The organism is Paraburkholderia sediminicola (assembly GCF_046026675.1).
Taxonomy (GTDB): domain Bacteria; phylum Pseudomonadota; class Gammaproteobacteria; order Burkholderiales; family Burkholderiaceae; genus Paraburkholderia; species Paraburkholderia sediminicola_F.
This window is the reverse complement of sequence record NZ_JAQQEY010000001.1, coordinates 3,516,117-3,542,873: the sequence shown is the minus strand read 5'-3', so window position 1 is coordinate 3,542,873 and position 26,757 is coordinate 3,516,117. Positions and strand designations below refer to the sequence as shown.

23 protein-coding genes and 1 tRNA gene are annotated in these 26,757 nt (G+C 56.4%); 9 read left to right on the top strand and 15 right to left on the bottom strand.

Annotated elements, in window-relative coordinates:
- The 5 genes from PQQ86_RS15360 to PQQ86_RS15340 all read right to left on the bottom strand — a co-directional run bounded on the left by PQQ86_RS15360 (nt 1) and on the right by PQQ86_RS15340 (nt 5,839).
- Complete coding sequence (locus PQQ86_RS15360) at nt 1-1,203, bottom strand: hypothetical protein (RefSeq protein WP_408268233.1); 1,203 nt, start codon at nt 1,201-1,203, stop codon at nt 1-3.
- Complete coding sequence (locus tag PQQ86_RS15355; RefSeq protein ID WP_408268230.1) at nt 1,200-3,263, bottom strand: PIN domain-containing protein; 2,064 nt, start codon at nt 3,261-3,263, stop codon at nt 1,200-1,202. The genes PQQ86_RS15360 and PQQ86_RS15355 overlap by 4 nt, the downstream gene beginning before the upstream one ends.
- A complete protein-coding gene (locus PQQ86_RS15350; RefSeq protein WP_408268228.1) occupies nt 3,260-3,730 on the bottom strand; it encodes a hypothetical protein in 471 nt (156 codons plus the stop codon). Before PQQ86_RS15350 ends, PQQ86_RS15355 begins: the two co-directional genes overlap by 4 nt.
- A 349-nt stretch (nt 3,731-4,079) precedes the next feature.
- Nucleotides 4,080-5,438, bottom strand: coding sequence for a relaxase/mobilization nuclease domain-containing protein (locus PQQ86_RS15345; RefSeq protein ID WP_408268225.1), 1,359 nt, complete (start codon nt 5,436-5,438; stop codon nt 4,080-4,082).
- Nucleotides 5,435-5,839, bottom strand: a complete 405-nt coding sequence (locus PQQ86_RS15340) for a plasmid mobilization protein (RefSeq protein ID WP_408268222.1) — start codon at nt 5,837-5,839, stop codon at nt 5,435-5,437. The genes PQQ86_RS15345 and PQQ86_RS15340 overlap by 4 nt, the downstream gene beginning before the upstream one ends.
- A 577-nt stretch (nt 5,840-6,416) precedes the next feature.
- On the opposite strand from PQQ86_RS15340, the gene PQQ86_RS15335 reads away from it, so the two are divergent.
- Nucleotides 6,417-9,503 carry a TrlF family AAA-like ATPase gene (locus tag PQQ86_RS15335; RefSeq protein ID WP_408268219.1) on the top strand — a complete coding sequence of 1,029 codons (3,087 nt, stop codon included), beginning with the start codon at nt 6,417-6,419 and terminating at the stop codon, nt 9,501-9,503.
- A gap of 197 nt (nt 9,504-9,700) precedes the next feature.
- Nucleotides 9,701-10,858: a helix-turn-helix domain-containing protein gene (locus tag PQQ86_RS15330; RefSeq protein WP_408268217.1), complete on the top strand. Its 1,158-nt coding sequence runs from the start codon at nt 9,701-9,703 to the stop codon at nt 10,856-10,858.
- 1 nt (nt 10,859) lies between these two features.
- Here the strand turns inward: PQQ86_RS15330 and PQQ86_RS15325 are convergent, their stop codons facing one another.
- On the bottom strand, nt 10,860-11,855 hold the full coding sequence (locus PQQ86_RS15325; protein ID WP_408268215.1) for a hypothetical protein: 996 nt from the start codon (nt 11,853-11,855) through the stop codon (nt 10,860-10,862).
- Between the two features lie 189 nt (nt 11,856-12,044).
- Between PQQ86_RS15325 and PQQ86_RS15320 the strand changes: the two genes are divergently transcribed.
- From PQQ86_RS15320 to PQQ86_RS15310, 3 genes are all read left to right on the top strand, one after another.
- On the top strand, nt 12,045-12,563 hold the full coding sequence (locus PQQ86_RS15320) for a hypothetical protein (protein ID WP_408268213.1): 519 nt from the start codon (nt 12,045-12,047) through the stop codon (nt 12,561-12,563).
- Between the two features lie 127 nt (nt 12,564-12,690).
- Nucleotides 12,691-13,989 carry a Spo0J and IME4 domain-containing protein gene (locus PQQ86_RS15315; RefSeq protein WP_408268210.1) on the top strand — a complete coding sequence of 433 codons (1,299 nt, stop codon included), beginning with the start codon at nt 12,691-12,693 and terminating at the stop codon, nt 13,987-13,989.
- Between the two features lie 342 nt (nt 13,990-14,331).
- Nucleotides 14,332-14,706, top strand: coding sequence for a hypothetical protein (locus PQQ86_RS15310; RefSeq protein WP_408268207.1), 375 nt, complete (start codon nt 14,332-14,334; stop codon nt 14,704-14,706).
- 22 nt (nt 14,707-14,728) lie between these two features.
- On the opposite strand, the gene PQQ86_RS15305 is transcribed toward PQQ86_RS15310, so the two are convergent.
- From PQQ86_RS15305 to PQQ86_RS15275, 7 genes are all read right to left on the bottom strand, one after another.
- A complete protein-coding gene (locus PQQ86_RS15305; protein ID WP_408268205.1) occupies nt 14,729-15,703 on the bottom strand; it encodes a replication initiation protein in 975 nt (324 codons plus the stop codon).
- Nucleotides 15,704-15,768: 65 nt separating this feature from the next.
- Nucleotides 15,769-16,398: a hypothetical protein gene (locus PQQ86_RS15300; protein WP_408268203.1), complete on the bottom strand. Its 630-nt coding sequence runs from the start codon at nt 16,396-16,398 to the stop codon at nt 15,769-15,771.
- A 3-nt stretch (nt 16,399-16,401) separates the two neighbouring features.
- Nucleotides 16,402-17,802, bottom strand: coding sequence for a tyrosine-type recombinase/integrase (locus tag PQQ86_RS15295; protein WP_408268201.1), 1,401 nt, complete (start codon nt 17,800-17,802; stop codon nt 16,402-16,404).
- Between the two features lie 108 nt (nt 17,803-17,910).
- Nucleotides 17,911-17,984, bottom strand: a tRNA-Gly gene (locus tag PQQ86_RS15290).
- Between the two features lie 86 nt (nt 17,985-18,070).
- Nucleotides 18,071-18,634 (bottom strand): YggT family protein, encoded by a 564-nt coding sequence (locus PQQ86_RS15285; RefSeq protein WP_093638987.1) that lies wholly within the window; start codon nt 18,632-18,634, stop codon nt 18,071-18,073.
- Between the two features lie 218 nt (nt 18,635-18,852).
- Nucleotides 18,853-19,173, bottom strand: coding sequence for an EthD family reductase (locus tag PQQ86_RS15280; RefSeq protein ID WP_408268198.1), 321 nt, complete (start codon nt 19,171-19,173; stop codon nt 18,853-18,855).
- Between the two features lie 77 nt (nt 19,174-19,250).
- The gene (locus tag PQQ86_RS15275; RefSeq protein ID WP_408268197.1) at nt 19,251-20,189 is read right to left on the bottom strand and encodes a Rossmann-like and DUF2520 domain-containing protein; all 939 of its coding nucleotides are present in this window, start codon (nt 20,187-20,189) and stop codon (nt 19,251-19,253) included.
- A 243-nt stretch (nt 20,190-20,432) separates the two neighbouring features.
- Here PQQ86_RS15275 and PQQ86_RS15270 point away from each other — a divergent pair, with 243 nt between their 5' ends.
- The 3 genes from PQQ86_RS15270 (at nt 20,433) to PQQ86_RS15260 (ending at nt 22,373) form a co-directional block, all read left to right on the top strand.
- Entirely contained in the window at nt 20,433-20,594 is a 162-nt protein-coding gene (locus tag PQQ86_RS15270; protein WP_167470520.1) for a hypothetical protein, read from the top strand.
- 365 nt (nt 20,595-20,959) lie between these two features.
- Nucleotides 20,960-21,262, top strand: coding sequence for a hypothetical protein (locus PQQ86_RS15265; protein ID WP_408268194.1), 303 nt, complete (start codon nt 20,960-20,962; stop codon nt 21,260-21,262).
- 145 nt (nt 21,263-21,407) lie between these two features.
- Nucleotides 21,408-22,373: a threo-3-hydroxy-L-aspartate ammonia-lyase gene (locus PQQ86_RS15260; protein WP_408268192.1), complete on the top strand. Its 966-nt coding sequence runs from the start codon at nt 21,408-21,410 to the stop codon at nt 22,371-22,373.
- Between the two features lie 80 nt (nt 22,374-22,453).
- Here PQQ86_RS15260 and PQQ86_RS15255 read toward each other — a convergent pair whose 3' ends face one another.
- Nucleotides 22,454-23,131 (bottom strand): LysE family translocator, encoded by a 678-nt coding sequence (locus tag PQQ86_RS15255; RefSeq protein WP_408268189.1) that lies wholly within the window; start codon nt 23,129-23,131, stop codon nt 22,454-22,456.
- A 125-nt stretch (nt 23,132-23,256) separates the two neighbouring features.
- Nucleotides 23,257-24,825, bottom strand: coding sequence for a UbiD family decarboxylase (locus PQQ86_RS15250; RefSeq protein ID WP_408268186.1), 1,569 nt, complete (start codon nt 24,823-24,825; stop codon nt 23,257-23,259).
- A 609-nt stretch (nt 24,826-25,434) separates the two neighbouring features.
- Between PQQ86_RS15250 and PQQ86_RS15245 the strand changes: the two genes are divergently transcribed.
- Nucleotides 25,435-26,619 (top strand): transglycosylase SLT domain-containing protein, encoded by a 1,185-nt coding sequence (locus PQQ86_RS15245; RefSeq protein WP_408268184.1) that lies wholly within the window; start codon nt 25,435-25,437, stop codon nt 26,617-26,619.
- Nucleotides 26,620-26,757: the final 138 nt, after the last annotated feature.

Genomic DNA, 26,757 nt, shown 5'->3' with positions numbered 1-26,757 from the left:
TCAGTCGACTGGTTTCCTTCTTGTCGTTCGACGCGATGTCTTAGCCTTATTTTCGTCCCGCTCGTTGGCAAGCAAGCCTTGAATGCGCTGCTCCGCCAGAAGATGAAGAGCATGCAGGAATTCGCGCTGGCGAAGGCCATTGTCTCCCCGCCCGCCGGCCGTTTCGTACAATTCATCGAATAGCGACGTAATATCGTCATCCGAAAGAATTGGCGAAGTCGCACTTACTTTGCTACGTGACGTGGAAGCCTGCCCTTCGCGCTTGGCCTCATTAATATAAAAGTGCGCTAAGTTAAGGGCGTCGTCCGCATCGCTCAACGCCTCTAATTCAACCTTATCCTGCAATCTACTACGGAATGCTGGTAACGCAACGGAATACCGCCGCAAAGCATCCGGCGTGATCGCCAGCAACATGAAGAGATGTTCCGGAAGTGCGTCTATGATGGCACGCATGGCCGAGAGATAGCGAACGACCTGCGTAGCACTCAACGTCCCGTCCTGTTTCTCCAGCTCATCCAACAGCAAAAAAATCCCCGAGAGTTTTTTGGCTTTGCTGCTGACGAATACCAGATCACGAAATGCAAGCGTCCTAGACTCCAACGTATCAAGACGAAATTGAACACCGAGGAGTTCCCTGTGCCTGTTCAATATCCGTAACCCTTGGAGCCATTCCCAGAAGGCATTCGCGACGTCATGAGAATCTTCCTCACTGGCATCGGACATCCCTATCGCTAGCGCTTGCAGAGCTATTCGCATCTCCCGGCCCTTAGCTTCTTCAATGACGCCCTCGTCCTCGCTAAGAGCCTCACCCAGTTCAATTAGCCGCGAAACGTCAAATTCCTGCATCAGCCGTCTTAACGTCGAATCAAAAGATGCTTCGGGATCGGAGAGATATCGAACCAGATAGAAACCCTCCGTTTCCGAGAGGATCTCCGTCAATTCTTGTTCGTAATAGTTAAGCAGGTTTGTTTTCCCTACGCCTTGAGACCCCTCGACCACAACAACTTGTGAACGATGATCGCGCATGAAACTCACTATGCGCTGGTCTATCACCTCGTTTGCTGCCGTTGGCGCGTGTGGATTGCCGTTGGTTTGGGACGAAGGCGGAAACGGATTCCTTCGGAATCCATATGTTTCGAATATTTTTCCAGAAGAAGTGGATGCATTGGCGATGCGTTCGGATAGCCGTTCTCTTAAGCTCATTTCGCCATTTCCTCCAATCGAAAGCTGGTACTAGATTTTCCGGGGATAAGGAAATCTCCACGATATAGGTATTCTGTCCTGACCAAGGGTTTGTCTCGCTCAACTGCGAGAGTTCGGATCATTTTTCGATCATGGCGAGTGTCCGTCGTCGATCCCTCGGTGATTAGATGAATCAATTTAGCCGCGCGAGCTTCCGCTAGACGCGATCTCGCATTCAACGGATGGATTCCGTCGCTTCTAATTAATTCCTCAAGCCAAGCACCCACTGAAGCGAGCTTTTCGCCCTTCGCAATTTGAGCGAACCGTTTCAATGCAATTTCCGTGAATGCCTTGGGGTTAGGGTTCGTCGTCGTTGCGTAAAATCCTTCCCCAGCGATGGGCGCTCCGATGCAGCAGAACTCAGCCAGTCCTTGGTAGCCCGATAGCACTCGCGAGGGGAAAGGGGATTTACCCTCGGAAAATTTCCTTTGTTCCTCTAGAGTTTGGAAGAAAAGGTTGCACGAGGGGATCAATTTCAGCACGTCCGTCATCGCTTTGAAATCGGCTGTCACACAAGCGTTCCAAAGCGAATCCAGCCGTTCTGTGCCGATCCAGTTGCTTTTCTTGTCCGCCAGAATAAACTCTCCCGACTCCAGTAGGCGCCGATAGTCTGCCCACGTTTTTTCGGATATGTCGGCTTGACTCAACAGCGTTTTTTGTGCGATCAGTTTCCTCGCGCCTAGTATCGCCACCAAGTCAAATAGTCGCTCGGCGGAGAACCGAATCATGGAGGTGGTTTCATCGGCTCGCTTCTGGACGACCGCTTCTGCGACGGGCTTAATTTCCATCATCGCGGATCCAAGCTTTTCGGTCTGGGTCCCAGCTTGCGAGGACGGCCGCGTTACGATGCCGTCGCCGGCCTCAATTCCGCCTTCTGTCCGAACCCAAAAAAGATCCTCGCGCGAATGAAACGGCGACCACGTTAAATCGTCACCGATTGTCGCAACTTCGACGTACGCTGAGTCGTCAGGAAGTGCGATGCGTGCATTGCCAAATGCAACAGCTAATTCCCATAGCACCTGAGTTAGGGGGACGACGCTAAGAGCGCCGGTCAGTGGGTTAAAGCCCGATCCTGTAACTATCTTTCCGAGGAAGTCGCTGGCTACGGGGGAGGCGTAAAAGATCGGCTCGATACCTTCGGACATTGCCATTCGCGCTAACCCCTGATCTGCGGTCAAAAGATATACCGCATGTCCGGGTGCAGAATACGACTGGTGTTGCCGAGCAACTTCCAAGATCAAGCGATCGCAAAAACTGCGCACAGGGGCGCTTAAGTTCAAGTCGGCAGTTTCGCCGCTCTCCTTCTGAAAAGCGCTTCGCAGTGGCTCGCTCATCACGGCGGTTCGCTCAATCTCGACATCGGATTGCAATTCGAGGCGTAACAAAGTCCGCTGCGACCCTTGACTTATTATGTGCTCATATAGCATCCCAGCCTTAGATTTAGGAGAACGCCGCTGCGCAAAATATCGATCGCCCAAATTTACGATCTCCATGTGTGCGATAGCTGGGATCTTTATCCGGGCTGCCGGATGAAGGTAGCGAGCGACGAAGTCCAACGCCCCTTGCGCGATGGCCGCTGTGTCCGTCACTACCGTCACGGGGCGTCGGAAGGGGAATTCAGCGAGACTATCGGCGTCAAAAGTTGGAAGGGTAAGTCCTAGCCTCGCAGCCGTTGCCGCAACTAGATCAAGAACTCGCTCAATTTTTGCCAACTCTTTTTCCGCGCGTGCCTTGTTATTACCCTCGGCTGGCGGAACGTCGAGCGACTGCACCAACCCGCTTCGTATTGCCTCCGACGTGGGCACATGCCATTCATAGCATCCCGATCGATCAGAGTTATCGACAACTGAGAATTCAGTGTCTTCCACGGGCAAGCTGATTTGACCCAAGTCGAGCCGCTTTTCTCCGAAGCATTTATCTTCGTTTACCGAAATGACAAATTTCCTGTCGGAGGTCTTCTTGAACAGGTTGTCAAGAATGGTTCCAGCCGCAGCCGGACTAAGCAGTTTGAAGTGGCTCATCGGATAGTCACTGAGGCATCGGGCGCGTTTCTGAAAATCCCATAAATCCACGCTACTTGGTTGTAGAAAGCGAGGAGGGCGTTTATGCCGAATACGATGGCGGGATCTTCAGGGTCGTTTTGTCGACTGGCTGTCCATTTGGAGGTCTTAGACGTCGCAATCGGACGCAACTCTTCCACAAGGCGACCAAATTTTGCGATGTTTCTTTCGACTGGGGGGAGGAGTGCGTCGAACTCGTCTCGAAGCTTCTCCATGAGCAACACGCGGTTCTCGTCGTCTTCCAAGCCGCCCCAAATGTCCTCGCGCGCTTGCCATGAGAAAACCTCTCGATGGAGCCAAGTGTCCGTCGAAAAGGATGTGTTTATTATTGGGTTCGAGCCGGATGGCGCGTACATAGCGAGAGCTTTCCCCGGTCGGTAGGCTCGCCACACGGTTATTTTCAAACTAGCCGTCGTGTCGTTGGTCATTAAATTTCTCTTTTCGAACAGGCACTTACGGGCGTCAGTCGAATTCTGGACCCCGGACCGTGTAATTTTACAGGTCACCGTTGACTTCGGGAAATTTAATGGCTCCCTCACACTGTCCGGCGCCTTCTGCGACCGTTGGCCCGAATTTCTGCTTGATGCGGCGGAGCCGTCGGTTGTTGCATCGAATTGACGCCTTCCTTGCCCCTTTTGAGTCCGATAGCTCATTTTCCGAACCTTTCACCGACCACGCGGCATTCCAGTCGCTGCTTCTGCTCCCGGACTCAGATACCCTACATGCATCTTTGAGTGGCAAGGGCTTGTGTCGTTTGGTGCGGGCAGCGGAGGCTGGTCAGTTTCCCCTCATGCCGGACAAGCTGTTCAACTGGTGAATCTTCGCCTGACCAAGCTGAATTTGCAGCCGAGACCTCTGTTCCATCAGCTTCGCCAGTCGACGTTCGGCTTCCGCACGCTGTTTCGGTGTTTTGGCCGAATTCACGTCTGCCGTCGCCGCGTTGATGTTTGATTGAACCTCGCCAATAGCTGCCACGATATCGCTGAAAACACCCGAATCAGACGGTGTGTCGGAGCCATGAATGGCTTGCTCTCGCATGCTGTGCATACTGCCAATGACGGCGGCCTTGTCGCGGGTGGTCCAGGTGGTCGGACGGGTTGCGTGGACGGCTCGGGCTTCCTGCAATGTCTGCCGAGCGATGAGTTTGATGGCGGTAAATTGTGATTTCATGTTGCTGGTCTCCTTACGGTTTGTTGTTATTGGTTTGTATGTTTGCCGTTCGCGAGCTGCTTTGAACCGATGGCTACGAAGCACGCGGGGTGACAGGTAGGCTTTCACATTGAACTGACGGCGAACTTCAACGAGCTGGCCCAATGTCGTGCGCGACTGCTGGAATTCAGTTACCGACAGGCGGTGATCCTGCTTTGCGTCCCGAGCGGAAATCGCCAATTCGGCGTAGTTGGCATCCGCGTTATAGAGCGGGCCGCGAAAGCGTTTGGCTTTTGCCGCGCCGGGAAACTTCATTGAAATGTAGTCTCGCCCCTTGCGGGTCACTTCAACGCCGTATTGCTCGCTCAGGAAGTCGCATAGCTGATCGCGGTTTGCTACCTGTCCGGTGCGAATCGCCCTCGTCAGTCGCTTATGCAGATACAGCTTGTTGCTGCGATCTTTGCTGCCTTCCGGGGTGTGTCTCTCGAAGTCACTCAAAGCCAATTTGAGTGGATCGGGCACAACCTGAGCATAGCCGAGCTGGTGATTGGTCACCTGCGTGAAAGCCTCGTATAGCTTGATGTTCTGCTTGCCCGGTGGGTGAATATTCATCCGTTTGCCTGTGGTCATCTCAACCATAGGCACGACGAAATGAATTTCCGTGTTGCCTTTGTCACGGTGCAAGACAAACAGGCTATTGAAATGCTCAGGCGCGAGTCCCGGACAGACAGTCTTCTTGAATGAGCGGATGACTTCATGCATCTGGTCGCGTGTCGGCTGTTCGTTGTCGCGAAATGCAATCGCGCCGGACACATATTTATGTTTTCGCTGTATGTTGTTGATGACGGCGATGGTCAGGTCTGGACTGCCTTCCAGGACTTCGGGGGCGACCGCGCGTTTCTGGCCGGTATGGTCACGGTCACTCATGAGATAGTTGACGGGGGACTCGCCACGCGAAATCCCCGCCTTGAATACACGCACAATCATGCAGTGCCTGTGCCCCTCGCTTGCTTCACTTCCTTCCAGACTTCTTCTGCGATGTCCTGAACTTGCATGAGCACCAGCAGGATTTCTTCATCCGGCTCGCGGCCGTCCTTCAGTTGCACGGCGATTTCGGCGACGTAATTCCCAATGAGATTGATGGTCTGCAACCACGCGAGTTCATCGTTGCTCGGGTGAGCCGTTTTTCCGTTCAATCCAGTTTCGCGAAGGTATTGGGCGAGATTGTCGTAACCAGCTGCGATGGCCTTTTCGCCGAGCGTCGCATGCTCTTGTGGGCTGACCCGGATTTCAACCCGCTTGGTTCTGCGATGAATGTTTCCGTCGATGCCGGACTGGCCGGCCTGTTTCTTGATTAAGGCGTCGGCCTCGTTATATTCGTATTGCATATCGGCTCCTGTTGTCATGGTTATTGGGCCGTGCGTTGCGCTAGTCCGTGTCTGTCTCGCTGGTGTTGCTTGTCAGGGGACTGGGGGGAAACCCCAGAAATATCGTTTATCGTGGATTCATCCAGGATAAATATCGTTTATCGTGGATGAACCCAGGATAAACGTTGACCTTGTTTGGGTTTGCTTCGTTCGGCTTCCTTTACAAATACCGGATTTTTTTCGGATAGCAAGGATCATCCGACGAACGGTTCCGGGCGGATACCGCTCAAGCGGCATCCTCCAGATTCCTTGGCTGTAGATTGAGACCCGAGAAATCAGGATTTGACCCAGATGGAATGGACCCCCTCGGCCTTTCGTTACACGGTAATATAAGCGGAAGTCAACCAAGGTTCGGCGCTGCGCGGCGATCGCTTTCCGATCTAAAATATTTGTCCGTAGATGCCGCCTGACACAATCAAAACGAAGTCAACCGTCACAGATCAGGCATGGTCAATCAGGTACAGCTGATCCGCTGCGCGGATCGGACCTTGCCCTATCGACGATGAAGATAACGGATTTCCAGAGGCCAGGAGGGAGCATGGGGGTTAAATATTCACGGGGCGCAGAGTGGCGGATTTGGGACCTACAGGTTCACACGCCTTACTCTGCATTGAACAATGGCTTTGGATCTGACCTCGAAGCTTACGCCAAGATTTTTTTCACCAAGGCGATTGAGAAGAATATCGCGGTTATCGGTGTCACCGACTATTTTTTGGTTGACGGGTACAAGTATCTGCGCGCGCTTCAGCAAGACGTAGATCGGCTTGCAAGCCTGATCGGCAAGGATAAAGTTCAAGCGGCGCAAGAAATTAAGCTCTTTGCAAATGTCGAGCTAAGGACCAATATTTTGGTCAACGGCAATAGGGTGAACTACCATGTAATTTTCTCGGATGAAGTCTCCCCTGATGACATCAGAGATAATTTCCTTGCTCGATTATCGTTCACAAGCGAAGGAAATCCCGCCGGAATCGACCAAGAGGCATCCCTCACGCGTGCAAATCTTGAGCACTTGGGGCGAACGTTGAAGGCGCAACACGAAAATTTCCAGAAGCATTCCGATATTTTCGTAGGATTGATGCAAGCTACGATTGATACCAAGACGATTTCAACCGAATTGCAGAAGCAAGAGTCACTATTTGCGAATCGGTATGTTTTCTGCGTTCCTTGCGACGAAGACTTATCCAGCGTCAGCTGGAACGGGCAAGGTCACATGTTGCGCAAGGTCTTGATTCAGAAATCGCACATCTTGTTCTCTAGCAATGCGAACACTCGCGCGTTCGCGTTGGGGCAGCGACACAACTCTCCGGAGGAATACCTCGCCGAGTTTCGCACATTTAAGCCCTGCCTCCATAGTTCAGACTCTCATGCTGTTGACGAACTGTTTGAGCCGGACGATGCACGCTACACGTGGATAAAAGCGGATCCGACATTTCGAGGTCTACTCCAAACGATCAACGAGCCAGATGGCCGTGTCTATGTCGGTGCTAGCCCGCCGAGCTTGGAATCGGTGCGCAGCCGAACGACCAAGATCGTGCGTGAGCTCACCATTCGCAAAACAAGTGACTCAAACCTTGCGGAAGCATGGTTCGATCATCAATTACCGTTAAACCCCGAGCTTGTTGCAATCATTGGAAACAAGGGAAGCGGCAAGAGCGCACTGGCAGACATCCTGGGGTTAATTGGCAATACCCCGCGTCACGGCGAATTCAGTTTTTTGCACCCTGAGCGCTTTCGAGATCGAAAAAGTAACAAGGCCAAGCATTTCGAAGCGTTCGCCAGTTGGGGCGATGGCACGAGTACCGAACCCATAAGGCTCGATGAGACACCGCCAGAAGGTGTACTCGAGACCATCAAGTACATTCCGCAGGACTACCTTGAGACGATCTGCAATGAAGTGAGCCTCGGCAGCGACGGGCAGTTCTACGCTGAGCTCCAGAACGTGATTTTTTCGCACGTTTCCCCGGCAGAGCAATTGGGTCATGCGTCGCTCGACGAGCTTCTGCGTAGCCGTTCGCAGGAGACGCAGAAAGCGATCGACTTTCTCGTCGATCAGATCAAGTCGATGAATCGTGCGATCGTCGCCCACGAGGACCGACTGTCACTAGAACACCGGCGAGCACTTGACGCCCAACTTGAAGCCAAGAAGCGAGAGCTGCAGGCGCACGATCTTGCCAAACCGGACGTGGTTGTGGCACCGGATGTCGATCCAGCGTTAGCGGAAAAGAGTAAGCAGACGGCCGACGAGTTGCAGAAATTGCAAGGGCAACTCGACGCAATCAATGGCGAAGTTACGTCGATCAACTTGAAAATCACCGACGAAACGAAGCGCCGAACGACAGCAGAGAGATTGCTGGGTAAGTTGGGTAACCTGAAGCGGCAATATGAGGCGGCTGTCCAAGATGCTCAACTCGATGCTACCGAATTGAGTGTTAGTTTGCCGATCCTAGTCGACATGGATCAGACGATTACCCAAGTAGAAACCATACGCAGTCAAGCGGAAGAGAACGGGAAGCAGTTAAATTTAAAACTTAGCCCGGAAACTGCTGGAGGGCTGTTTCAACAGAAGGAAGCGGTTGGGAATAGCGCAGCCAAAATCACGGCAGATTTGTCCGCACCGCAAAAGGCCTACGAGGAATACAAAGCTGCTTTGAAGCGATGGGAAGAAGCACGCGACGCAATCGTAGGGACTGTTGAGCTCCTCGGCAGCGTCACCCAAATACAAATTGCAATCGCGCAGCTTCCGGCGGTTGCGCTTCAGGTCAAGGAGTTGCGTCGTGTTCGTATGCAAAAGGCCGGCGAGATATATCGTGAGAAGCAGAAACTTCGCGATGACTATGCTCGGTACTACGGGGCCGTTCAAAAGTTTTTAGCGGAACACCCGCTCGCACGGGGCGGCCAGATCAAACTAACGTTCAACGTGGCAATCGCTGAAGAACGCTTCGCACCGAAATTCCTGAAATTCGTGAGCCAGCGACGTGTCGGCACGTTCTCAGGTATAGAGGAAGGAGCAGAGCTGCTCAAACTAATGCTAGCTAGCACAGACTTCGACCTACCTCGAGCTACGATGAAGTTTGTGCTGCGGCTGATGCGAGCGTTGCGGGAAGACCGACGCCCAGGAAGAAACAATGCTCGTCTCGAGTTGAAAGCGCAACTTGCGCAGAGCGTCACCCCCGAGGAACTGTACGACTTCGTGTTCAGTCTCAGTTATCTCGAGCCGGTGTATAGCCTTCGTTGGGATGGCAAGACACTCGAGCAACTCTCTCCTGGGGAACGAGGGAACCTGTTGCTCATCTTCTATCTATTGATTGACCGAGACGACATCCCGCTCGTCATCGATCAACCGGAAGAGAACTTGGACAATCATACGGTCTACCGAACGCTCGTGCCTTGCGTCAAAGAAGCAAAGCGACGCCGACAGGTGATTATGGTTACGCACAACCCGAACTTGGCGGTTGTGTGTGATGCCGAGCAAATCATTTATGCTGAAATTCGAAAGGATCGAGGCAACGAGGTGACCTATCTCAGTGGTTCCATCGAGGAGCCCGAGATCAATCGAAAAATCGTCGATGTTCTGGAAGGTACGCGGCCCGCGTTCAACAAACGCGATGCAAAGTACTTTTCGTAAGGCACGCGAGTTACTTTGTTCGACGGCTCGCTTGTCTTCCGTCGACCCATCGCGAGCACTCCTCGAATTCAGTCGAAAGACGGATGCGCGCTCGTCATGCCTGCCGCTTTGGCGGCAGGCTTCCGCCCAAGCGGCAGGCAAGCGGGATTCGATACCCGCTCGCCTGCCAAAGTCATCCACCGTTACGCCTATTTCGCATGACATCAACTGAACTTCGCCTTCGGCTCAGCTTGCTTCCCGCCAAAACCGTTTTAACCGGTGCCCATGTCGCTGCGTTGGCAGATGTACTGCTACCTGTTCCAAAGTCTGATTCGCTCGCCGGTCGCCCGCTGACCGAATCCGATCTGAGTAATGTACTGGGAGAACCTGAATCGACGTTGCAGGGTTGGCACGCAGCAGGGCAGGGATCACGAATTCGTTATCGTGCCGGTGACGTCCGTGAGTGGCTGGACCGCCGCGCTGTGCCGCATGGTTTGGCTGCCTATTCGGACCAGTTCGAAGAAGACGGCGAAACGTATGAATGGGGTGAGCCAGTTCCCGCCATTATTGTTGACGGCCGGATGACCGGCGTCTTTGCCAAGCTGGACGAAGAGGTTGAGCCTGACGGCTACGAGATCCTGCGAATCGCCTCGCCGGTCGTCGCGGCCTACTCGCCGACGAACCTGACGCGAACGCAGTTTAACGATCTGCTGAAGGTGGTCGATGCACTCGGGACATTCGGACAGGAAATGTCAACCTCCCCCGACAACGCGGCGGCGACCTTCGACCAATGGCAGGACAAGGCAAGCCCTGACGCGCGGCTCCTGTTTTTGCGGATATCGCTGGGTCATGCAACGGGCATCTCCAGCGATGTGTTGGCAACGATTCCTGCGGACCTACGACAGCGGATCAATCCCGCAGAATGGTTGTATCGGCTGTGGCTGGATCACGGCTTCTGCGCACTCGATATGGGTGGTTTGCAAGCCACGATGGACGATCAAACTGCCGCACTGAACCGGAATGCAATGGTCGCCAAAAGCGATGGCGCTATCGTATTTCACGGAACGATCGCACACCTGCTTGCGGACACGACGGGAGCATTTTTCAATCTTAAGTCGCCTGTCGAATGCGACGGCCCGTCGTGCCATCAGTCATATACCCAACTGCTCCTCAGACTGCTTCGTGACGGCATGCTCACTGACCGCCCGAATCGCGACAAACAGACTGCCGAAACGATCGGCGACCAGATATATGCGGGCAACCCGGATGCCGCATGGTTTCGCTATGTGGTATCGAAATACCGCCAGAAGGACAAGCTTGAAGCGGAGCTGCCGATCCGTAAAGGTGTCGTCAAGAAAACGAGCATTAAGGTTTGATTCAATTGCTTCCGTCTGCCTGATCGGGACCGGACGATAGTGGCCGGAGCCCGAGCTCGTCTCGCACGCGCACTGCGGATGCCAGATCCTGTCGGGCGAGATGGTATTCAATCGCAATGGTCCCGACCAGATCCCGGATGCCCTCGAAAATGCGATGGTGTTCGAGAATCGATTTGACGGGGCCGCTGATCAGGTTGATAACCATGGACTCGAAAAGGTCGGCATCTTCGCTCTCTACCATCGCAAGACGCCAGGCAGTCAGAGCCAGAGCGACCCGGTATAGGGTCGGCTGAAAATATCTGTCGCTGATGGACCGCATAACGGGATTGTCTGCTGGCCGCATGGGTCTGTGTCCGCTTCTGGCTACCGCCCATGCGGCAGGCTCGGCAAATTCGCTGAGTACCGCGTCGGTACGTGAACGCGTTCCGCGCTCAATCCCCATGTCGTCCAGCATGTCGTCCAGATAATGTGCGAAATCGGCATGTTCTTCGAGCGGGCGCCATAACGGGACATTCGTGCGATCCTCCTCCGGTCCGACCTCAAGCACGAGCCTTGCACCTCGGCAGACGCTGTTCTGCTCGACGAGGCTGATCGCGGCTCCGTCCGGGGCACGCTCTCCTGTGCCATAGCGACTCCATGAAAGCTGCGGCAGCTTCTTGAACGGATCGGAAGTCGGATTTTTCTTCGTCCATTCGATGCCGAAAATCACGCGGTTAAGTTCGGCATATCCCTTCGCGCCAGTCCTGCGTAGCAGATCAACGACCCATGCACGGGTCCGCATACCATCGAAAATCGCACGTGGCCTCTGTCCTGACTGAGCTGGGTTTGACTTGCTCGAACTATCTGATTTGGGATCGCCAGTATCTGCCGATGCCGCTTTCATATTGTCCTTTCCCTTGTTTGCCATGCTCTGCGCCATTCCATTGCCGGAGTAATCCATTTTAATGCGCGCATGGCCATCATGTGCGCAATCGTTATTTACGGACGTATAGCTCATCCTTTGCGGACCACAGAACGGTTAGGCCGAAGCGTTGTGAAACAACGGTGGGAACGGAGACGCGATGCTCGCATGGCGGTCATGCACGCAATCGTTATTTTCGGACTTATGGCTCATCCTATGCGGACCGCAAGAGGGTTAAGCGGAAAGCCATGAAGCAGTTTGGGAGCCAAGAAACACGATGCTCGCATGACTGTCATGCTGACACTGGTCCTCAAGGCAGCAGAGGCGGATCATTTCACTATCGACACGACGCAGACGAAACCCGGGAAGTTCGAGACGCCAGTGAAGATAACCAAACCTTTCATTTACAGGAGAAACAGTATGAACAAGCAAGCTAAGCAACAGAAAAAAATCGACCCATTTGTTGTCCCGAACGGCGGCGACACCTATGAAATCACGACAGTGGACTGCACGGTCGACGGATGGCGCTTCCAGCGACTTCAGAATATCCATAAAGGCCAGTCTTATACGGTTCTTCGAGTAGCGGATATCGCCAATGGAGTCGCTTTCCTGAAGGTTCAGCCCAACTGCGGGGGAATCCATCAGCAGTTTCTGAAAGACAGTCCTATCGTCATCACGCTCGACCGTACAAAGGAGTACCAGAAATACACCGGTCTGAGCCATGCCCAGCTTCGTAAGATTACTGTTGGGGCCGGCATTGAATTGATGGACAGCCTGTTCGGCTCGACAGAAGCTCCGAACTAAAAGTAGTCAATGTTTATGGGAAGGCGTCTTCCTATAAGAGTAGTAGTCCTATGTAGTTGTTGTATCAAAATTCCCCTGTTTCCATGGTGGACGCAGGGGGTTTCAGAATCTAACCTTGGAGGTTTATATGCAATTTATCAATCACGATGTAAATATTTACGAACAGTTTGAAGTCCACTCGGCAGCGAGCCTGTTTCCAGCCATGCGCGACGATGAGTTCGCCCAGTTGAAGGCCGACATCCGGGAACACGGTCAGAAGATGCCGATCCTTGTGTATCACAACAAGATCGTGGACGGCCGTCAGCGGCTCCGTGCCTGCCGCGAGCTTGGTATTGAGCCCGTCTTTGTGGCGATCGGAGACCTTGGCATGCCTGTGCAATCGTTTGTCGCCAGCCAGAACCTGCATCGCCGTCACCTTGACGATAGCCAACGGGCAATGATCGCGGCCCGCCTGACAAAAACCAAGGTCGGTGCGAACCAGCATACCGCTCAGGCGGTATCCCAGAAACAGGCAGCGGCCGATCTGAAGGTGTCGGTCGACTCGCTGCAACGGGCCGGCAAGGTTATTCAGTCCGGTCATGAAGGGCTGATCGAGGCGGTCGATTCGGGAAAAATCGATGTCAGCAATGCCGCAGCACTTGTGAGCCTGTCGCAGGAAGAGCTGGACGAACTGGTGAAGAAGGAAGCAAAGGACATGGTGGAGCAGGCGAAACAGGCCCGTGCTGATGACCGCGAGCGGCTACGACAGGTAAAGCTGGCCCAGCTTGATAACATACGAGCCGGGAACAAGCCTTTCGACCATTCTGTTGGCACGTTCAATGTGGTGTATGCGGACCCACCATGGGACTACCTCTCTGAATTGAGTGTGGGCTATCCGACGATGAAGCTGGACGAGATATGTAATCTGCTTCACGACAGCAAAGCGGTTGCATACGATGCCGTACTGTTTCTCTGGGTACCTGCCTCGCTCATGGCGGAAGGGCTGAAGGTGATCGATGCATGGGGATTCAAGTATCGAACTCAGGCGATCTGGCACAAGGGAGGAAGCGGCATGGGCCCATATTTCCGTGTGAACCATGAGGTGCTGATGCTGGCGACTCGTGGCAACACCATGCCTGAAGTTCCGGCCAAATCTCGCTTCACTTCGGTGTTCCAGTACGACCGCCGTGCACACAGCCAGAAGCCGGATGAGTTTTACGAAGTGATCGAGAAGATGTACCCGGAACTCCCGAAGATGGAACTGTTTCGCCGTGGTATGCCGCGCGACGGATGGTACTGCTGGGGCAACGAAGTTCAGAATCGTCCAATCGCCCAGCTTGAACAGCAGATCATTGATGCCATCCAGGTTGAACAGGTGGCCGGCGATATGGAGCACGTGTCAGAAATGGGCAATGCCTCAAACGATACGATGCTGGAAGCGGCGTAGCGGGACAACATCCTCTGCCAGTGAGCACATCGCGGAGTGATTGAAACAGGTAGGTTGAAGGCTGATGCAGTAAAAGAATGGTCGAAATGTGCTTCGGCCATTTTTTATTTGTATTTGCCCTTTGGGCTGGCTATTCCTTGCTATGTTGCGTCTGGATCTCTCTTTCCCCTTGGTTTGCCGGCCGCTAGAGCGGTATGCTGCCGTTGGCTGGACGCTGACGCGATCCAAGCATGCGGGCTAATTACCTGATGTACGCCGTGGCGGTCGAAAAATGGTGATTTCTTCCAGACCAGATCAACATCACAGATGAGGTAGTGAATGCGTAGGACATTGCAGAATCCAATGTTGCTAACCATCGCTACATTGCTGGTGGTCGTAATATCTATCCGTTCCGACATCGGAGCCACGTCGTGGATGTGGTTTCAACGATCAGGGGCAGTCGTTGTTCTAACCGGTGCATTGCTCGGCTATCGGAGCATCGTTCGACTCGGCAAGCAGGGCGTTGGAGGCGCATCCGTGCAGTGGGCTAAGGGCACGCTTCTGTCGGTGGATGATTCGGGGCCTATCCAGAAGGCAAAGATTAAGTACGACCGAGAAACTACGGAACGCTTCCGGCAAGATGAACTGGACAAAATCGCGGGCTATATCGGCGTCTGGATGATCGTTCTCGGAACGCTGATCTGGGCGTACGGCGATCTGCTTGGGAAGGTGCTCTAGTCGCCAGGCATAGGAGCGGTTATCAACGATTCCCCAGATGGGCGACCGCTTCTCCATAGTATTTGCGCACGGTCTTGATGTTCATGCCGGTATGCTCCATGAGCAGGCGGGGACTAAGTTCGTTACCGTAGGTCGGATGCAGATGGATGGCGGCTGCTATCAGCGTGTCCAAGGATTTTTGCCTGCGCATGGCATTGGTGTACTCCGCGCCGCATCGCATGCGTTCAACGGCGGGTTCGTCGGCAAAGGTAAGGACACGCGGGCGATAGTGGAGTTCGTGGCGTTTTTTCCATGTGCCGGTTGCCACTGATTTTGCCGTCGCCTTGACCTCAGAGTAGGGAAGTGATGCGTCGAACGTCTCGTCTATCTCGATGGCTTTCGCCAGCACCTCGCGGTGCCATGCTTCAACATTCGCATGGGCGTGTACCGCGCCGTAGGCCCAGAATCTCAGGGTGTGGAACAGCTCGTCATTCCTGCCGCGAAAAACAATATCGTCGGGTAATCGCTTGGCCGCAGACCGTTTCGGCAACTCGATCCATTCCGTAAAGTCGGTCAGATCATAGTGCGTCGGGAAAGTGATCACCTCCCATCCCGGATGCAGCGGATTCTTGGTCAGGGTGTGATTGAAGGCGGTATCCGCCGATAGTCGTGATTCCATCTCCGACTGGATCGCCTCGAAGTAGTCCTGTGGCGCGCTGCGGCTATTCTTGTGATAGGCGACGGGGGTATTAAGCCGGTAGAGCATGTGACAATGCCCGTTCTTCCGGTTCACGGTGATGATGGTTGGGGCTGGCAGGTTCACATCTTCAAACCTGAATGCGGATGCGGGCCTGTCTATGTCGAAGCTCAGATAGGCGCGGTAGATAGGGTTCAGACCGCAGTACGCAAACTGGTCGACCTTCTCGCGCTTGCGGAATTTGGTGCCTTCGGAAAAATCGTTGGTTGTGACTACGGCTTCGTTCAGGTGGTTATAAAATTCTTCTAGTTGTGGGTTCATTTATTTTGTTCGTTGTTCTTAACAACAAACAAAATTAACGGGCCAAAGTCAAGGCCCGTTGCCTATTAAATTGCCTGGGCGGTTGCTTCCTCCGGCTCCGGCGTATTTAGAATTCCCTGAAGCGCTTGGATTGCTGTCATCAGCGTGCCCTCTTCGCGGCGATCACCGATCTGCGGGAAGACACGTTGCAATGTGCTGAGTCCCCACCATTGGCCGGCGCGGGTATCCAGATTGGCAACCGGGACCCAGAGCCATTCGTCGTAGTGACGAACCTCGATCTCGTAGGCCTGTGTCTCGGCATTGATTCGCAACTTGCAGCATCGAAGGTATGTGCTTGGTCCGGTTGCTTGGCCGGTCGCGACCACGGGACTGCTATTCAGGTAGATGAGAACCAGCTCTTTATAGATTTCCACCTGCTCCCTGATGTCATCGAAAAGCGCCGATGACCAACCACTGCGATACTTGATCTCGACTAGATACTTCGCTGTCTGTTCCCGATTCATCACCACGAGGTCTGGAAGGGCTCGCATCGCCTTGGGATAGTCGAGTCCCGCGTATTCCAGTGCCGTCAGGCAGGCCAGCTCGCGCACCAGGTTTTCAATCCCTGAGTCGATGACGCGATACCCCGCGTCATCGAGGATCGCTCGAACGATGCCCTCGCTCAATTCCTTCTTGATGCGACTCTGAAAGTTCATCGCCTAGAACACCGTGAAGGCCAGACGGTGGTTGAAGTTGGCGAAGTCTAGCCGGTCATGGAAATCGAGCATATCAATCGCCTGCTTCAAACGAGGCATCGGGATCGGGTGCAGATAGTCAAAATGGGCGGTTACCTTGTCAACGTGACCGGTCAGCTGAAAGAGCGTGCTGCTGTTGACGTTCAGGCTTGCAAGCCGCGTGATGACTGTGTGCCGAAGCGAGTGGAAGCAGGTCGTGGGATCTTTCACGCCGATTTTGACGAGGTACTCAGAAAAACGTCTGGACAGGTTCTTCTTGGTGCCGTTATGCCCGTCCACGAGATACCAGAACAGCCTGTCGTTTTCCCGATTTTTGACTGACGTAGACATTTTCACAAAGTCTAGGAAGCCAAGTTCGATCAGCTTCGAATGGACGGGGATGTTTCGATTACCCGCCTCGGTCTTTGCATCCGATACACGGAAGAAGACTACGCCATCCTGTTCCTTGATATCGCTCAGTTCGATCGAGGTTGCTTCCTCGATGCGCATGCCGGAATATAGGCACATGAGCGGACCCCAGAAGTAGTCGGGCTTGATCGCAAATTTTCGATAATGTCGCCAGTCGAAGATAACGGCGAGGTCATCGTCGTAAAACATTTCGCGCCTCTTGATGTTGTTTTTTGCGTGCTTGATGAACATACCGTCTACAGGATTCGTCTTCTCGTCGCTGTATCCATTGCCGCTGGAAAACTGGAAGAAGCTTTTAAGGTGCGAAAGATACTGGTTGATCGTATGGGCGACCTTGCCTTCATTCAGCATTCGCGTCTTGAACAACTTAATGTCTTCTTTGGAATAATCGTCCACGATTCGATCGTCGGCCTGGCCGAGAAAGAGTTTGAGTGACTGCTGGTGCTTGTACACGGTCGCGGGAGCAAGGGTGGCTTCCGCTTCCTGCATGTACATTGGCACAACCTCACTCATTTTCCGTACGACGCGGTTTGGCGAGGCAACCGGGGCAGCAGCAATTGCCGCCGGAAGTGAGGCGGCAGTCCGGGCATTTGGCGCGAAGTGCTGTGGCTCGCCAGCAATCCGAGCTGACATTGAGATTGATCGAAGCTTCGCCATCTGTTCAAGGATTTTCAGCCCGCGCTCCTGCTCGTCTGCCGTATCCGCCTCGAAGACCCCTTCGTCCAGATTGATTTTGATGAGTTGCCTGATTTTGCTCAGGTCGATCGGTTTGCTCATTTCGATCCCGTAGTTCAGCAGCGTGGCGATGGCCCGCGCCTGTTTCTGATTTCTGGTCCGAAGCGAAGTATAAATGCTCGTCTGATGAATGGCGACGGCGATGCGGCGGGGCAGGGTATAGCGGAAGTAGAAGATGCCCGTCTTGTTGTCACGGACGAGGCGAGGGACTTTGATTGGCACTGGAATGGCTCCAAGTGCCTATTTCTTGAGCAGACTGTGGGTGCGAGGTGTGGGTGGGATTCTCCATCACCATGCTCAGAGCCTTATCTGGCGGGCCTGAGAGGGTTTTGGAGCGGGCGATGGGAATCGAACCCACGGCTCTAGCTTGGGAAGCTAGGGTATTACCATTATACGACGCCCGCAGAGCGCACGATTCTACTCGGGAAGGGGCGGTTAGCGCAAATCGCGCTGCCGCCACCCTTGTTCCACAAGGCGCACCGGGCGCCGTTCAGATCACGAAGTAGGTCAACTGAACGGCCGCACGCGTGACCACCATCAGCAGCACCTGCACGATCACGAACAGAAGGATCGGCGAGAGGTCGATTCCGCCGAGTTGCGGCACCACGCGACGCAGCGGATTCAGGAACGGCGCGGTCAGCTGGTACAGAATCGGCATGGCCGGCGAGCGCGGATTGAGCCACGACAGCAGCGCCATCAGAATCGTCATCCAGATGATCAGGTTCAGCGCCCACTTGATGACGGTCAGCACGGCAACGATCAGCAGTGTCGGCACGAGCGTGAGCGGATCGGCGCCCGTGAGCACCACCATCAGCACCACATAAACGATTGCCGCAATCAGCGCTGCGACAAGACTCGCCCAGTCGATGTTGCGGGTGCTATGCAGAATATGCCGCAAAGGCAGCACGATCCAGTTGGTGGCTTGCAGCACGGCGTTCGTGACAGGGTTGTACGGCGGCATGCGCACGACCTGCAGCCATGCGCGCAGCAGCAACGCGGCGCCGAACAGCGTAAAGACGGTATTGAGCAGAAAACGGGCGATATCGCCAAACATCTCGTGTCCTTATCCTTCGGAAGGCGGCCGTCAATCGGCCGCAGGGTGCCGGCGCTGACCGATCGGTGCGCCGGCGGGTTCATTTGGATTGCCTGCGCCGTTCCCGGGGGAGGGCGCGTTACGCGTCACAAATGGGGATGCAATGCTTCAATTTCCAGATGCTCGAGTCAGGCCAATCGGCGAACCGCATGCAGTCAGGCCACACCCGCCACGGGATATCACACAGAAATCTTGATTTCGCTGATCAGAATCGTACCGTTACCGCCGTCGGTGTAATTCGGAATGTCGGCAACCAACCGCTCCGAGGCCGACTTGAAGACTTTGTAGAAGTCGTCCGTGCCATCAAACAGGAAGTGGCCTGCGGCGACATACGGCGGCGGCGTTCCCGGCGGCCCGGCATTAATGCCGACGTCGACCGACCAGCCTCTCAGCGACGGCCCGAACAGCCTGGCCGCGAGCGGCATGTGCGTGACGCAGTAATAATCCACGTCGAAGTGGCCGTTTTCCCGATACGGATAAAGGATGCTGACCTTGATCATTGTGCGTTCTCGTCTGTTGGTCCCGAAGCGCGGCGCTGGCGGATTGCGCGCGGCGCCGGACGTCACATTATCACGGCTTACTTGACGCTTGCACCTGCTGCGGCCTGATTCAGCGACCGGTTAAGCGATTCTTCCACCGCCTCGGCAATCGTCCCGATCGCGGCGGGCGGTTTCACGCGGCGTTCGGCCAGTCCGACCGCGCGCCGCGTCAGCAAACCGTACAGCGCGGCATGATCGCCGCCAAGGCCTTCGAGCAACGCCAACTGCTTTTCCACAACGCCCGTATCGCCGCGTGACACGGGGCCCGCAAGCGCGTTGGGCAGGCCCTTGTCGCGGGCGGTTTCGATGGTGCCGGAGAGCATCGGCAGCAGCGCGCGCAGCGCGTCGTCTTCGGCAAAGCCCAGCGTGCGCCACAGCGCGACGCATTCAGCGAGGCTGCACAGCGCGAAGCTGGCGGCGTAGTGCGCGGCGGCGTGATACAGCATCCGGCCGCCCGCTGGAATCGACAGCGGATGGCAGCGCAGGGCGACGGCCAGCGCCGTCAGCGCCTCCATGAGGGCGCCGTCGGCCTCGATCGTCACCGAGCAGCCGGCGATCCGGTCCAGGTCGGCGAGATCGCCGCTAAAGAGGTACAGTGGGTGAAAGCCGCCGATCGAGGCACCTTGGTCGCGCGCCGGCGCCAGCAACTCCACCGGCGAGGCGCCGCTGCAATGCACGAGCGCTTTGCTGTATGGGCCGCTTGCCGTGTCCGCCGCGAATCGCAGTGTGTGCGCTGTCGTACCGATGCTGTCATCGGGAACGGCTAAAAAGACGATATCGGCTGCGTCGACAACCTGTTGTGGATTGTCGAATGCAGAGCAATGTTCGATTTGACTGGCAAGCCGGCCGGCCGAGGCCGCCGAGCGGCTTGCCACCGCCGTGACAGGATACCCGGCGCGTGAAAAGCTCAGCGCGAGACAGCGCGCGAGCCGCCCCGCACCGATGAAGCCGAGGCGCGGCAGAGAGGGCTGGGACATGGTTGCGTGCTCCAGGCGGGATACTTGAACGGGAATGCAGCAGTATCGCCCATCCGTCCGGCAGTAGTGCGTCCCGGTGTGGGTATTCCTCTGATCAGTCCGCGCGCGATATGGCGCGTCTGGTCGGTCATCCGGCCACACGCGCCCCGCGGGTCCGAAAACTGCTCACAATTTCCTTCATGCTCCGGTTTTGCAGTTGCTGTTCTGGGTTTTTCGTCTCGCAGTCAGATTCGGGAGGTAACGATGAATATTTTTTCTTACCGAAAGCACTTGCGGTTCCTGACGCACTCGCAGCGCCGTCGCTGGTGGGATCAGAAAAAGCGCCTGACGCCACGCGTGCGCATCAGTGGCGCGTATGTTCCGCCCAACGTCTCCCGAGAATTCGCCTATGTGAAGGTCGGCTGAAAATACCGTCTGCTCGAGAGGGTAAGAGATGCCCGGTGCGATTGCACCGGGCATTTTTCATTTGAGCCGTCAGGATTGAAGCTAATTTGTAATCAAAGATTACTGACAAGTGGGAGCCTGGAGCTGTGAGACCCGCAAGGCAGCGGATTCGCGCCCGCTCGATCGCTGGCAAACCCTTAGTTCTCAGTCCGTTAGACAGCATGTCCCGGCGGCCGCGCGCCGGCGCACATTCAGACCTATTGCCGCCAATTGCAATTTGCAACAAATGCGAACATCTATGCGTGGTCTTTTTCGATACATTGATTTCATAGCATGCAAGGCATGCGAAGTCGGCGACCTTAGTGGGCCGCGCCAGGAGAATAAAAGTGAAAAAGATCGTTCCGTTTGTCGTTGCCGCCGCACTCGGCGTGGGGTTCGCTACTGCTGCTGAGGCGCACGTTTCCGTCGGTATCGGTATTGGCATTCCGGTTGCGCCGGCGTATCCGGTTTATGCCGCGCCGCCGCCGGTCTATTACGCGCCGCCGCCGCCGGTAGTTTATGCACCGGGCTATTACGCACCGCCGCCGGCAGTCGTGGTGGGTGGGTATTACGGTGGCTACGGCCGTCCTTATTATCACCACGGCTACTACGGCCGCGGCTATTACGGCCACGGCTACTATCGCCGCTAATCGCGGGCAGAGCACAGCATGTGTTGACGGCGTAACGCCGGCTTGATTGCCGGGTTGCGCCGTTTGTGTTTCTACTGCGGCATACCAAAGCATCGGCGAAGCTGGGAGAATGGCTGTTTCGCCACTGCTCTGGAGAGTTTCGTCAATGCAAGCGCTTCCCGCTCCCACTTTCGACGACGTGCTCGACGCCGCTGCGCGTCTCGAAGGCGTCGCCCATCGCACTCCCGTTCTAACCTCGAGCACGTTCAACGAGCGCACGGGAGCGTCGGTGTTCTTCAAGTGCGAAAATTTTCAGCGCATGGGCGCTTTCAAGTTTCGCGGTGCCTACAACGCGATTTCGCATTTCGACGCGGAGCAACGTAAAGCGGGTGTGTTGACATACTCGTCGGGCAATCACGCGCAAGCGATCGCGCTGTCGGCGCGTCTTGCCGGGATTCGCGCCACGATCATCATGCCGCACGACGCACCCGCCGCCAAAGTTGCGGCGACCAGGGGCTATGGCGGCGAAGTGATCAGCTACGACCGCTACACCGAGAATCGCGAAGAGATCGGCCGGCGGCTCGCCGAAGAGCGCGGCATGACGCTGATTCCGCCGTATGACCATCCGCACGTGATCGCCGGGCAGGGCACGGCAGTGAAGGAGTTGATCGACGAAACCGGCCCGCTCGACATGCTGTTCGTTTGTCTCGGTGGCGGTGGACTGATCGGCGGCAGCGCACTGTCGGCGGCGGCATTGAGCCCAGCGTGTACCGTCATCGGCATCGAACCCGAAGCGGGCAACGACGGTCAGCAATCGCTCGCACTCGGCGAGATCGTGCATATCGATGCGCCGCGCACGATTGCCGACGGTGCTGCTTCCACGCATCTCGGCGACTACACGTTCGCCATCATCCGGAAGCTGGTCGCGCAGATCGAAACGGTCAGCGACGAACAGTTGATCGAGACCATGCGTTTCTTCGCGCAGCGCATGAAGATCGTGGTCGAGCCGACGGGTTGCCTCGCCGCGGCTGCAGTGCTCAACGGCATCGTGCCGGTGAAGGGCCAGCGCGTGGGTGTGGTGGTGAGCGGCGGCAACGTCGATCTGGCGAAGCTGGCGCAGTATCTCGCCTGATAGGCTGCTTGATCGTTTTTGCGCCGCGCTGCGCACGTTGAAATTCAGGGAAGACGGCTCGCCAAGGCGAGCCGTTTTTTCTAGCTCGCCACCTGCGCCGTCTGTACGATCAGATCGCGATACCCGTTCACGATCACGCTATACGAGAAGTACGCGAACAACAGCGCCGACAACACGTGGCACGCGCGCAGCAAACCGGTGCCGGCGCGTTTGCGTCCATGGCTGCCGAGTCCGCAGATAAAGATCGTCCAGCACAAGCCGCCCAGGAAGAAGCCGCCGAGGAATACCGGTGCCGTCGTCGCACTGGTGGCACCGGCTTTTGCAATCAAAGCACCGCCGACTGCAGCGAACCACAGAATCGCTGACGGCGACGACATTGCCAGCAACGCGCCGCGCAAGAAACCGCGCCAAGGAGAAAGGTGCGGCGCGTTGGCATCCGCTTCGCCGGCAACTGCAGACGCTGTCGCCGGGAACAGCGCTTCACGCGCCATCTTCCATGTGAGAAACAGCAGAACAGCCGCGCCGCCGATCCACACGACCCAGCGCACCGATTCGAACTGCAGCAGCGCAGCCATTCCCGCGAGCGCGAGCGCCGCGTAAACGAGATCGCCGAAACAGGAACCCAGGCCTAGCCAGAAGCCCGGTTTGAAGCCGTGCGACAGCGTCAGTGAAATCATCGCGACGTTGACGAGACCGATATCCAGACACAACGACAACGACAGAAAAAAACCATCCGACATCATTGAAAAGGCATGCATCCGCGCAACTGCTCCATCAGTTTTGTTATTCAGACTTGTTCAAGCGCGAGCGATCCAGCTGGTGAGCGGATCGCTTCGATGCCGACAGAATCCCGACATTCAGTGATGTGATTCGAGGCCTGTTTTTACAGTCCCAACTCATTCCACAAGGTGTCGATGCGTTTTTTGACCGCGCCGTCCATCTCGATCGGGCGGCCCCATTCACGATCGGTTTCGCCGGGCCATTTGTTGGTCGCGTCGAGTCCCATCTTCGATCCGAGACCCGCTACCGGCGAGGCAAAATCCAGATAGTCGATCGGCGTGCGATCGACCAGCACGGTGTCGCGCGCCGGATCGATACGCGTGGTGATCGCCCAGATCACTTCCTTCCAGTCGCGGATATTCACGTCCTCGTCGACCACAACGATGAACTTCGTATACATGAATTGCCGCAGGAAACTCCACACGCCGAACATCACGCGCTTGGCGTGACCCGGGTAGCTCTTCTTCATCTGCACGATCGCCATCCGGTAGCTGCATCCTTCGGGTGGCAGATAGAAATCGGTGATTTCGGTGAACTGCTTCTGCAGCAGCGGCACGAACACTTCGTTGAGCGCGACGCCGAGCACGGCGGGCTCATCGGGCGGTTTGCCAGTGTAGGTGGAGTGATAGATCGCGTCGCGCCGCATGGTGATGCGCTCGACCGTGAAGACGGGAAACCACTCCTGCTCGTTGTAGTAGCCGGTATGGTCGCCATAGGGGCCTTCCAGCGCGTGTTCGTAAGCGGCGGACGCGCCCTTGGCCGGACGCGGCGGTGCGCCCGAGGGAGCAGGCGACGGCGTGCCTTCCTGAGGATAGATGAAGCCTTCCAGAACGATTTCCGCGCGCGCGGGCACCTGCAAACCGTCGACGCCCGGCGTGATGCACTTCGCGAGTTCAGTGCGGCCGCCGCGCAGCAACCCGGCGAACTGGTATTCGGAGAGCGTGTCGGGCACCGGCGTAACCGCACCGAGGATGGTCGCCGGATCGGCGCCCAGCACCACGGCCACGGGATATGGCTTGCCCGGATTCTGCAGCGCGAACTCGCGGAAATCGAGTGCTCCGCCGCGGTGCGCGAGCCAGCGCATGATCAGTTTGTTACGCCCGATCAGTTGCTGGCGATATATGCCTAAATTTTGTCGGCTCTTATTCGGGCCTTTTGTGACGGTCAGGCCCCATGTGATCAGCGGCCCCGCATCGCCCGGCCAGCAGGTCTGAATCGGCAGCTTTCCGAGGTCGACGTCGTTGCCTTCCCAGACGATTTCCTGGCAGGGCGGTGCGCTCACTGTTTTGGGCGCCATGTCCCACACCGCCTTCGCGAGCGAGAACAGTTTGCCGGCGTCCTTGAGTCCCTTCGGCGGCTCCGGTTCTTTCAATGCGGAGAGCAGACGGCCGACGTCGCGCAGTGACTCCAGTGCCGCGCCATCGCCTTCACCTGCTTGCGCGTTGATACCCATGCCGAGCGCGACGCGGCGCGGCGTGCCGAACAGGTTGCCGAGGACCGGAAACGCGTGCTGCTGCTGGCTCTCAAACAATATCGCCGGACCGCCGGCGCGCAGGACGCGGTCGCACAGTTCGGTCATTTCGAGGACGGGCGAGACGTTTTGCGAGATGCGGCGCAGTTCACCGATCGTTTCGAGACGGCCGACGAAATCGCGCAGGTCTTTGTATTTCATCTGGTGCGGTAGAGAGCCGCGCAAGCGGCAAAAAAGGTAGGGCGCCGCAGGGCTTCGCGGTGCCAGAACGATTGTCGATTTTACCTGTGTTGGCAGTCGCACGTAGATTGGCCAAACGGCTGACTTAGGAAGGACTAATTGAGATAGCTCAAGAAGCGCGCACCGCGCGGTTCTTAACGGACTGAACACTGTTCATTATTACAATTAGTTATACATTTGCCTATCTATAGTGTTGACGATCTATAAAACCGTGCATAGAATCCGTCCACATTGGTTGCAGGGCGTGAACGTTTTTACCGCCGCCCCGGTCCCTTCAGACGCAACGCGTCACCGCTTACCGACCCCCTGCACGGTATTTGACGGTCTTACTGAAGTCCTCGCCAGCGCCTGTTGACGCTGGTTTTTCGCGTGGGAGCCTCCGCCTGCATGTTTTTTTGGCATGCCGCGGGCCATCTTTTCAAGATGGCTCCCCACAAACGGTATTTGCCGTTTTCCCGACGTCGCTGCTGCCCTAACCAGACAGAGCGCGCGATGTCTTGACTCTGCGAATGTGTGTTACCGCCTGTTCGACTGGCGGAGTTCGCGGATCATGCAACATGGGAGATCTGAATGAACGCCTGGTTATCGTGGCGTCCCGATGAACGTATTGCGCAAGTTGTGCGTGGTGCGTTGCGTCGCGGGACGCGAATGAGTCATCACCTGTTCAGCATTGTCGGCGGAATCGCTGTCGTGCTGGCACTCGCGCTGTGGCTGATGCCGACGTGGCGTGGCACCCTTGCCGCCAAGCTGATGCCGGTCATTTCCGCCGCTGTGCAAGCCGGTCCCGCCCGTCTGCTGCAGGGCCACCCGCTGCCGGCTTTCGGGCCCCCCGGCGCGTCCTCTGACGACTCGCTGTCCGCGAATTCGACCGGTAGCGACGCCGCCAGCGTTGCGAACAACGGCAACAACGGCAACAACGGCGTCACCGCCAGCAATACCAGCTACGACGGCGCCTTCGACGGCACCGGCACGTCCGGTATGGGCGTGGCCGCATTGAACGGCCTCGATCCGCGCACCATGCAGAGCGTCTCCGCGCTGGCACGGCTGATTCCGGCGCAGCGTGTCTCGGCCGATGCACGCGACGATCGTGTGCTGGTTTCGACCCGCGAGCAGGATCTGGTTTCGTCGTATCTGGCGCGGCGCTATCGCGTTGCTCAGGAGCCCGTTAGCGAGCTCGTGAAGGCAGCGTTCGACACCGGCCGCGAAGTCGGTCTCGACCCGCTTCTCCTGCTGTCCGTAATGGCAATCGAATCGGGCTTCAACCCGTACGCCGAGAGCGGCGTGGGCGCGCAGGGCCTGATGCAGGTGATGTCCAAGGTTCACTCGGACAAGTTCCAGTATTTCGGCGGCCAGAGCGCGGCGCTTGAACCGGTTGCGAACATCAAGGTGGGCGCGCTGGTGCTGAAGGATTGCATCGCACGCGGCGGTTCATTGCCGGGCGGTCTGCGTCTCTACGTCGGCTCGACCTCGCAGGACGACGGCGGCTACGGCGCCAAGGTGATGGCTGAACGTGGTCGTCTGCGCGATGTAGCGCGTGGCCGCAAGGTGCCGATCAACGCGCCGCAGGCTCCGGTTCTGACGGCGTCGAATACGACTACGGCGGCATCGACCAACGGCAAGCGCGTGCAGATGACGCTCGATGCCGGTCATCCGCTGAGCGCGGCAGCGCCGGTGAAGACGCCGGTGTCCGAGCAGGACGACGCCAGTTCCAATGCGACCAAGCATGTGGCATCAGCCTCGGAGCTGGGCGCTTGAGGTTGACGTAACCCGGTGCGCCGGGCCAAAGAATGGCCGATGCAAAAAAGGACACTCGAGAGTGTCCTTTTTCTTTTGTGGCTTGCATCTGCAGAGGCGCGCTTCGCCGAACCCTTGGGGCACTCAAACCGTGATGCC

Excerpts from the sequence above, each read along its gene's own strand:
- PQQ86_RS15310 (WP_408268207.1), top strand. The coding sequence starts at position 14,332 with ATGTTGCTAACCATCGCTACATTGCTGGTGGTCGTAATATCTATCCGT.
- PQQ86_RS15305 (WP_408268205.1), bottom strand. The coding sequence starts at position 15,703 with ATGAACCCACAACTAGAAGAATTTTATAACCACCTGAACGAAGCCGTA.
- PQQ86_RS15260 (WP_408268192.1), top strand. The coding sequence starts at position 21,408 with ATGCAAGCGCTTCCCGCTCCCACTTTCGACGACGTGCTCGACGCCGCT.
- PQQ86_RS15255 (WP_408268189.1), bottom strand. The coding sequence starts at position 23,131 with ATGCATGCCTTTTCAATGATGTCGGATGGTTTTTTTCTGTCGTTGTCG.
- PQQ86_RS15270 (WP_167470520.1), top strand. The coding sequence starts at position 20,433 with ATGAATATTTTTTCTTACCGAAAGCACTTGCGGTTCCTGACGCACTCG.
- PQQ86_RS15355 (WP_408268230.1), bottom strand. The coding sequence starts at position 3,263 with ATGAGCCACTTCAAACTGCTTAGTCCGGCTGCGGCTGGAACCATTCTT.
- PQQ86_RS15360 (WP_408268233.1), bottom strand. The coding sequence starts at position 1,203 with ATGAGCTTAAGAGAACGGCTATCCGAACGCATCGCCAATGCATCCACT.
- PQQ86_RS15350 (WP_408268228.1), bottom strand. The coding sequence starts at position 3,730 with ATGACCAACGACACGACGGCTAGTTTGAAAATAACCGTGTGGCGAGCC.
- PQQ86_RS15285 (WP_093638987.1), bottom strand. The coding sequence starts at position 18,634 with ATGTTTGGCGATATCGCCCGTTTTCTGCTCAATACCGTCTTTACGCTG.
- PQQ86_RS15320 (WP_408268213.1), top strand. The coding sequence starts at position 12,045 with ATGACTGTCATGCTGACACTGGTCCTCAAGGCAGCAGAGGCGGATCAT.
- PQQ86_RS15340 (WP_408268222.1), bottom strand. The coding sequence starts at position 5,839 with ATGCAATACGAATATAACGAGGCCGACGCCTTAATCAAGAAACAGGCC.
- PQQ86_RS15245 (WP_408268184.1), top strand. The coding sequence starts at position 25,435 with ATGAACGCCTGGTTATCGTGGCGTCCCGATGAACGTATTGCGCAAGTT.
- PQQ86_RS15280 (WP_408268198.1), bottom strand. The coding sequence starts at position 19,173 with ATGATCAAGGTCAGCATCCTTTATCCGTATCGGGAAAACGGCCACTTC.
- PQQ86_RS15345 (WP_408268225.1), bottom strand. The coding sequence starts at position 5,438 with ATGATTGTGCGTGTATTCAAGGCGGGGATTTCGCGTGGCGAGTCCCCC.
- PQQ86_RS15330 (WP_408268217.1), top strand. The coding sequence starts at position 9,701 with ATGACATCAACTGAACTTCGCCTTCGGCTCAGCTTGCTTCCCGCCAAA.
- PQQ86_RS15335 (WP_408268219.1), top strand. The coding sequence starts at position 6,417 with ATGGGGGTTAAATATTCACGGGGCGCAGAGTGGCGGATTTGGGACCTA.
- PQQ86_RS15275 (WP_408268197.1), bottom strand. The coding sequence starts at position 20,189 with ATGTCCCAGCCCTCTCTGCCGCGCCTCGGCTTCATCGGTGCGGGGCGG.
- PQQ86_RS15325 (WP_408268215.1), bottom strand. The coding sequence starts at position 11,855 with ATGAGCTATACGTCCGTAAATAACGATTGCGCACATGATGGCCATGCG.
- PQQ86_RS15315 (WP_408268210.1), top strand. The coding sequence starts at position 12,691 with ATGCAATTTATCAATCACGATGTAAATATTTACGAACAGTTTGAAGTC.
- PQQ86_RS15250 (WP_408268186.1), bottom strand. The coding sequence starts at position 24,825 with ATGAAATACAAAGACCTGCGCGATTTCGTCGGCCGTCTCGAAACGATC.
- PQQ86_RS15300 (WP_408268203.1), bottom strand. The coding sequence starts at position 16,398 with ATGAACTTTCAGAGTCGCATCAAGAAGGAATTGAGCGAGGGCATCGTT.